The 7,282-nt window shown below is 62.0% G+C and carries 8 protein-coding genes; 3 read left to right on the forward strand and 5 right to left on the reverse strand.

Annotated features, from left to right (window positions below; all coding sequences use genetic code 11):
- From BMZ23_RS11045 to BMZ23_RS11055, 3 genes are all read right to left on the reverse strand, one after another.
- Positions 1-678, reverse strand: coding sequence for a DNA-3-methyladenine glycosylase I (locus BMZ23_RS11045; protein WP_093476938.1), 678 nt, complete (start codon positions 676-678; stop codon positions 1-3).
- Positions 679-688: 10 nt separating this feature from the next.
- The gene (ttcA, locus tag BMZ23_RS11050; protein ID WP_093476943.1) at positions 689-1,513 is read right to left on the reverse strand and encodes a tRNA 2-thiocytidine(32) synthetase TtcA; all 825 of its coding nucleotides are present in this window, start codon (positions 1,511-1,513) and stop codon (positions 689-691) included.
- Between the two features lie 68 nt (positions 1,514-1,581).
- The gene (locus tag BMZ23_RS11055) at positions 1,582-2,208 is read right to left on the reverse strand and encodes a DNA-J related domain-containing protein (RefSeq protein WP_093476947.1); all 627 of its coding nucleotides are present in this window, start codon (positions 2,206-2,208) and stop codon (positions 1,582-1,584) included.
- 47 nt (positions 2,209-2,255) lie between these two features.
- Between BMZ23_RS11055 and BMZ23_RS11060 the strand changes: the two genes are divergently transcribed.
- The gene (locus BMZ23_RS11060) at positions 2,256-2,747 is read left to right on the forward strand and encodes a SprT family zinc-dependent metalloprotease (protein WP_093476953.1); all 492 of its coding nucleotides are present in this window, start codon (positions 2,256-2,258) and stop codon (positions 2,745-2,747) included.
- Here the strand turns inward: BMZ23_RS11060 and BMZ23_RS11065 are convergent, their stop codons facing one another.
- Positions 2,748-3,860, reverse strand: a complete 1,113-nt coding sequence (locus BMZ23_RS11065) for a DUF5610 domain-containing protein (RefSeq protein ID WP_177197272.1) — start codon at positions 3,858-3,860, stop codon at positions 2,748-2,750.
- A gap of 82 nt (positions 3,861-3,942) precedes the next feature.
- Entirely contained in the window at positions 3,943-4,707 is a 765-nt protein-coding gene (locus BMZ23_RS11070) for a spermidine synthase (protein WP_093476955.1), read from the reverse strand.
- Between the two features lie 55 nt (positions 4,708-4,762).
- Between BMZ23_RS11070 and BMZ23_RS11075 the strand changes: the two genes are divergently transcribed.
- A complete protein-coding gene (locus BMZ23_RS11075) occupies positions 4,763-6,130 on the forward strand; it encodes a class II 3-deoxy-7-phosphoheptulonate synthase (protein WP_093476958.1) in 1,368 nt (455 codons plus the stop codon).
- A gap of 396 nt (positions 6,131-6,526) precedes the next feature.
- Positions 6,527-7,105, forward strand: a complete 579-nt coding sequence (locus BMZ23_RS11080) for an REP-associated tyrosine transposase (protein WP_093476961.1) — start codon at positions 6,527-6,529, stop codon at positions 7,103-7,105.
- The last annotated feature ends 177 nt before the right edge of the window (positions 7,106-7,282 follow it).

A 7,282-nucleotide genomic window follows, 5' to 3' on the forward strand; every position in this document is an offset into this window, starting at 1 on the left:
CTAAACCGGCTGGTTAACGGTAAACGCCAGCATTGCCGACAACTGGCAGAGTGGCCGGCCACTCTGTTGCTGCCAGTGATTGAAAGCCGCCTGCGCAGCCTGGCGATTGCGCTTGCTGGTCAGCGGCCCGTCAATCACATCCATGCCCTTGAGTGCCGCCAGCACATCCTTCACCGGCAAAAAGGTGTCCTTACCGGCCATGCGCAGAAAGCCGGGAGCTGACAATCCACCCAGCTGATCTCCGTGTCGCGCCAGCAGTTGCCACAACGAGACGATGTCCTGCTCCGGCCAGTCCGCCAGCAACTGGCCGAAGCCTCCCGCCGGCACGCCCAGCTCCAGCAGCATGCGCGCATTGCGTGGCACACTGCGCAGCTTGCCAAGGTGACGGATCAGCGTGGCATCCTGCATCAGGCGCTCGATATGCTCGTCGCCCATCAACAGCACCTTGTGCGGGTCAAAACCGAAAAACGCCTTCTCGAAGGCCGGCCAGCGCGCGTCAACCATGGCGTGACGCAGCCCGGCGCGGAACACCCGGCGCGCCAGCAGTGACAGGTAACGGTCATCCGCTGTGCTGCGCAATTCCTCAGGCGTTCGCGGCACCGGCAGCAGCGCCTGCAAGGCCGCTTCGGAACCGAAGCGGTTCAGGCAATACGCCTGCAACCAGCGATAGTCACGCACAACAACAGCCTTACAGGTTCATCACATTGACAAAGCGCGGCGTCGCCTGCTCATCAACCCGCAACCCGGCAAAATCGAACAGTTTGGGATCGGCCAGTTGCGAGGGCTGCACGTTTTTCAGCGCGCGAAACATGGTCTCGACCCGGCCTGGCGACTCACGCTCCCAGTCATTCAGCATCTGCTTGACCACCTTGCGCTGCAGGTTCTCCTGCGAACCGCACAGGTTGCAGGGGATGATCGGAAACTCGCGCATCTGCGCATAGCGTTCGATATCCGCCTCGGCGCAATAGGCCAGCGGACGAATCACCACGTTGCGCCCGTCATCCGCCCGCAGTTTGGGCGGCATCGCCTTCAGCGTGCCGCCGTGGAACAGGTTGAGGAAAAATGTCTCGACGATATCGTCACGGTGGTGTCCGAGCGCCATCTTGGTCGCGCCGATCTCGTCGGCAAAGGTATACAGATTGCCGCGCCGCAGCCGCGAGCACAGCGAGCAGGTAGTCTTGCCCTCCGGCACCTTCTCCTTGACGATCGAATAGGTATCGCGCTCAAGGATGTGGTAGTTGACACCGATACTGTCCAGATAAGCCGGCAGCACATGCTCAGGGAAGCCAGGCTGCTTCTGGTCCAGATTCACCGCCACCAGCTCGAAACGGATCGGCGCTACCTTCTGCAGGTACAACAACATGTCCAGCAGCGTATAACTGTCCTTGCCGCCGCTCAGACACACCATCACCTTGTCGCCGTCCTCGAGCATGCCGTAATCGGTCACGGCCTCGGCGGTCAGGCGGCGCAGGCGTTTCTGCAACTTGTTCTGGTTGACACTGAGTTGGGTCATGGCGATCGGCACCCGCTGGTTGGCAAGGGCCGGTATTCTACCCTCGCCGCCCCCGGCTCGCCAGCCGCTCAGGCACGGCCGGCGTGGCGTTGCAGCACTTCCCAGGCCTGATTGATGCGCTGCAGCATGGCAGTGTCGCCGCCACGATCCGGGTGATGACGACTGACCAGTTGCCGGTAACGCTGACGCAGCTGCGCGCCACTGGCCTGCGCCGGCAGGTCGAACAACCCGAGCGCCTGCTGCAGCTCGTCCGCATCCAGCGAGCCAGCGCCACGCATAAAATCATCCAGCAAGCGGCGCACATCCTCATCACGGGTCTGCAACCACTGATCCCAGTCCAGATAATAGGCGCGCAGCGGATCAGTCAGCGCCACCCCCTCCTCGCCTGCCGCGCGCAGTTGCAGGCGAATACCCAGGGCATGCACACGCAACTCGAACCCCTCAGCGGACAGCCGGTCGGACAATCGGTAGAGGGCATGGAACAACAGAAAGTGCAGCTGGAACAGCTGCAAGGGCTCACGCAGCGCACCCGGCAAGGCAAACAAAGACTCCGGAAACTGCTCGGCCAGGGCACGAATCAGCCGGTATTCGTCAATCCCCTTGGGGTGCTCGCGCAGCAGATCCAGCAGCCATGGCTCGAAGCCCTGTGGCAGCAATTGATCGGCGCTGGGTGCATCAGAGCTGGATTCCGTCATCCCGGAAGTCTAGCATTAGCCGTACAGAGACTCCGAGGTAAACACCGTTGGACGCCATACTGCAGCGCATAGAAGCCTGCTACCAGCTGGCCGAACAGCATCTTGAACAGCGCTTCAGCCGCCCCCGGGTGGATTTTGCCGTGCGCGGCCAAAAGGCCGGCGTGGCCTGGCTGATGGAAAACCGTCTGAGCTTCAACCACCGGTTGTACCAGGAGAACCGTGAGGACTTCCTGCATCAGACAGTACCCCACGAGGTCGCCCACCTGATCGCCCATGCCCTGTTCGGGCCGCGCATCGCCCCGCACGGCCGCGAGTGGCGCATGCTGATGCAAGACCTGTTCGGCCTGCCGCCACTGCGCTGCCACAACTACCGGATAGAGCGACGGGTGCAGACCCGCTACCTGTATCTGTGCGGCTGCAGCGAGCCAGTGCCCTTCTCGCCGCAACGCCATGCACTGGTCAAGCGCGGCCGGCGCTACCAGTGCCTGCGCTGCGGCAGCGCCCTGACCTTTAGTGGCAAACGCCGTCAGGCCGCCTGATCAGGCCTTGCTGTCAGGCTGTTGCGGCAGTGCCTGCAGGCCATCCAGCAACAAGCGACTGAGATCCATGGCCTTGTCCAGACGCGGCTGATCAAAGCGCGCATCCAGCGACAGACCGCCCTGCAGCAACTCCTCAAGCAGTTGCCGCGGCTGCTCGGTCAGCTCACCAGCCTGCTGCAGCGCCTGCAACAGACCACCGGCATATTCACGCAGGGCGCTGTTGACCACACTGGGTGACGCTGCGCCGCTACCAGCCACCTTGCCGTAGGCACTGCTGGCCTGGGTGACGCTGCTACTGGTCAACTGCAATGACATCGAGGCCAGTTGGCTGCCGTCCATGTTCAGCTGCAGGGCGCGATCAAAGGCACCCGCCATGTCCCCGGCATAGAAGCTGCCAGCCAGTTCCTGCACCTGTCCCAGCAAGGACTCCAGCGCCTTGCGCTCACCAGCATCCAGATCGCCCTGCACCTCGACCTGCCACATACCAATGCGCAGGCTACTGTCACTGCGGGCGGACACACTGCTGCTGCCATCCGACGCCTGCAGGCTGCGACTCTGGCTGAAGGACGCCTCGGCAATGCTGATGCGTAGCTGGTCACCGGCACGGGTGGTTACCGACAGATCGAAGGTCTGCGCCAGGGCCTGCATCGACTCGCTGCGGCGAACCTCTGTTGCCGGCTGGGTATCCGGCAACAAACGACGCGCCAGATCGGTCATACCGTCCTGGATCCGCGTCCAGGTATTGTCGATATCTTCGGCCACCTTACCGTTCAGCACACCCATGCCATCGAGAATCTTGCGCGCCTCGGCAAAGCCCTTCTCGATACCGCTTTGCGCCTGCTGATAGAGCTTCTCCAGGCGCTCACGGTCGGCACCATCGGCAGCCGCACCGGCCAGGCGCCCCTCGATAAAGCCCAGTACCGTCTCGGCCACCTTGGCCGGGGCAAACTGTTCCGCCGGACCATCCAGACTGCCGGCCGGCAAACCAAGCCGCTCGGCCAGCCGGTTGGCCAGCAACTGCTGATGACCGGCAGCCGCGGCCTTGTTGGCCTGAAACTGTTGGGCTGCTGTCTGCCGCACCTGCGGCTGATTGAAAGATCCGATCTGGGTCATGGCATACACCTCCGCGTGACTTATTCAGTATCGGCCGCAATCAGCCAGACTTGATGACCGCTGGTCGGGCAAAGGGTGATGGCTAGCTGTTGCGTAACCCGTCAACAAAGGGCTGCAAACTGTAGCCCAATGACGCTTGCAGCCCGGTCGCCCAATCCCGCAAGCCAGCCCGCACCAGGGGCAGACTGTGGCCTTCGGGGGCAGCAAACAACAGCATATTGCCCTCCTGCACCTGAACCTGGAGATAATCGCCCAGCACCGAGCGCAACTGCCGCTCGGCATAGGGCCGGCCAGACGTGCCCATCTGCCACTGATTGATCACCAACACCCCCTGTGCAGACAGCGACTGGCGGCACAACCGGAAAAAATCCGCCTGCAACTGCAATCGTGAAATGCCGCCCTCCATATACAGATCCACCATCAGCAGATCGAAGGGCTGCCCGGCGCTGTTCAGCCACTGCTCGGCGCAACCGACATGTACCCGCAGGCGCGGATCATCCGTGAGCGCAAAATGTTCGCGGGCCAGCGCCAGCACCTGCGGACGCAACTCCACGGCATCCAGTTGCTGCGGGGAAAAATGTGCCAGCAGCGCGTTAGCCAGACTACCGGCACCCAGCCCGAGCAGCGCCGCGCGCGGAGACGGCGGCGCCCAGTGGCAACCCAATAACATGGCGCGGGTATAGTCATACTCCAGCCAGTGCGGCTCCGGCAGGTAACAGCAGCTCTGCTCGCTACTCTCGCCAAAGGTCAAAAAACGGTAATCACCGGCCGCACTGACCCGCAGCAGCCCGTACTCGTCACGCAGGCTGAGCAGTTCCTGTTCATTGTCTGGTAAATCGGGACGCATGTAGGACTCGGTCGAATCGGGTAAGATCGCGCACTGGAAACCAAGAGCATACCCGATGACCGCACCCTGGACACCCGACAGCTGGCGCAGCCGGCCTATCCTGCAGCAGCCCCGGTATCCCGATGCCCAGGCACTGGCCACTGTAGAACAGACACTGGCCGGCTACCCGCCGCTGGTATTTGCCGGCGAGGCACGCGAGCTACGCCGACAGTTTGCCGAGGTCACCCAGGGTCGTGCCTTCCTGCTGCAGGGTGGCGACTGCGCCGAAAGCTTTGCCGAATTCTCGGCCCCAAAAATCCGCGACACCTTCAAGGTACTGCTACAGATGGCGGTGGTCATGACCTTTGCCGCCGGCTGTCCAGTAGTCAAGGTCGGTCGCATGGCTGGCCAGTTCGCCAAGCCGCGCTCGGCAGACAACGAGGAGCAGGATGGTCTGAGCCTGCCGGCCTACCGCGGAGATATCGTCAACGCCATCGCCTTTGACGCCGCCAGCCGCAACCCGGATCCGCAGCGTTTGCTGATGGCCTATCACCAGGCCACCGCCACCCTGAACCTGCTGCGCGCCTTTGCCCAGGGCGGCTTTGCCAGTCTGGACCAGGTACATCGCTGGAATCTGGACTTCGTCGCCGCCTCGGCGCTGACCGATCGCTTCCAGCACCTGGCCGAGCGCATTGACGAAAGTCTGGCCTTTATGCGCGCCTGTGGCGTAGACGCGCAAGGCACGCCGCAACTGCGAGAAACCAGCTTCTTCACCGCCCACGAAGCCCTGCTGCTGAACTACGAACAGGCCTTCACCCGACGCGACAGCCTGACCGGCGACTGGTACGACTGCTCGGCACACATGCTGTGGATCGGTGATCGCACCCGCCAACTGGATGGCGCACATGTCGAATTCATGCGCGGCATCCACAATCCGATTGGCGTAAAGATCGGCCCCAGCACGCGCCCGGATGACCTGCTGCGGCTGATCGACCGACTCAATCCACAGAATGATCCCGGACGCCTGAACCTGATAGTGCGCATGGGTGCAGACAAGGTCGAGGCACACTTCCCGGAACTGCTGGCTGCCGTAGAGAACGAAGGACGGCTGGTGCTCTGGAGCTCAGACCCCATGCATGGCAACACCATCAAGGCGTCCAGCGGCTACAAGACACGCGATTTTGCTGCGGTACTGCGTGAAGTCGAACAGTTCTTCGCGGTGCACCAGGCCCAGGGCAGCTGGGCCGGTGGCATCCATATCGAAATGACCGGACAAAACGTCACCGAATGCATCGGCGGCGCCACCCCGGTCACCGAAGCCGGCCTGTCAGACCGCTACCACACCCACTGCGACCCACGCCTGAACGCCGACCAGTCACTGGAACTGGCATTCATGATCGCAGAAACCCTGAAAAAGGTCCGAAAACCCACCGACCCCCAATAACCAGAACCGCCCCCACAACACTACCTGGCAGCTGCTTTCTGGGACCACCGACTTCAAGCCCAAAGGGCTGCCGGGGTGTGCCTTTCTGGGACCGCCGACTTTAGTCGGCAAAGCAGCCCACAGGGCTGCCGGGGTTCAGCGCTGCATCAGACACCCCCAGCGCACGGCTACGCCGTGCTGGCCGGATAAATCCGGCGGTCCCAAAAACCGCACAGTCTACCCGCCCAGCGCCCGAGCGGGGATTGGTCTTCTGGGACCGCCGACTTCAGTCGGCAAAGCAGCCCACAGGGCTGCCAGGGTTGTCTTACTGCTAAACAGCTCACAAAAACCAACAACCAAGACTGCTTCGCAGATGCCACCACCTATACTTCCATGTCACCCCGGCAAGGATGAACCATGGAAACCACAGGCAAGGACAACTGGCATTCGCGCGGTTATCTTCCACATTTTGATGCACCAGGCGCACTCCAGCATGTCTGTTTCCGTCTTGGCGACTCCTTGCCCAGACAAACGCTGCTGCGTCTCGGCGCCCAAACTGATGACCTGCAGCGCCTGCAGAAGATCGAGCAATTACTGGATGTGGGACACGGCAGCTGCTTGCTGGCCAGGCCTCGGGTGGCTGAAATAGTCCAGCGCCTATTGTTGGCTGGCGACGGCAATGAATACCTGCTGCTTGGATGGGTAATCATGCCAAATCATGTGCACGTGCTGATCGAACAATGGCGGGACGTTGCTCTGTGTAAGGTTGTCAAAGGCTGGAAAGGTCGCAGCAGCCGCCTGATCCGGTCGGCGTATCCAGATGACTGCATTCAGCCTCTCTGGCATAGGGATTACTGGGACAGGTTCATTCGCAACCAACAGCACTTGCAGAATGTCGTCCATTACATTGAAAACAACCCCGTAGCCGCCGGCTTGGTTACGCAGGCTACAGACTGGCAATGGAGCAGCGCAAATCAGCGGGTTGTCGGCATGTGACAGGAGTGGTGCCATAACCATCGGGCAGCCCTACGGGCTGCTTTGCCGACTGAAGTCGGCGGTCCCAGAAAAGCACACCCTTGACCGAGCGCTGGGCGAGCAGGCTGTGCGGCCTCTGGGACCGCCGAATTCATTCGGCCAGCACGGCGTAGCCGGGCGCTGGGGTTGGGTTTTCGG

The sequence above is a fragment of the Halopseudomonas yangmingensis genome, from assembly GCF_900114825.1.
Classification (GTDB): Bacteria; Pseudomonadota; Gammaproteobacteria; order Pseudomonadales; family Pseudomonadaceae; genus Halopseudomonas; species Halopseudomonas yangmingensis.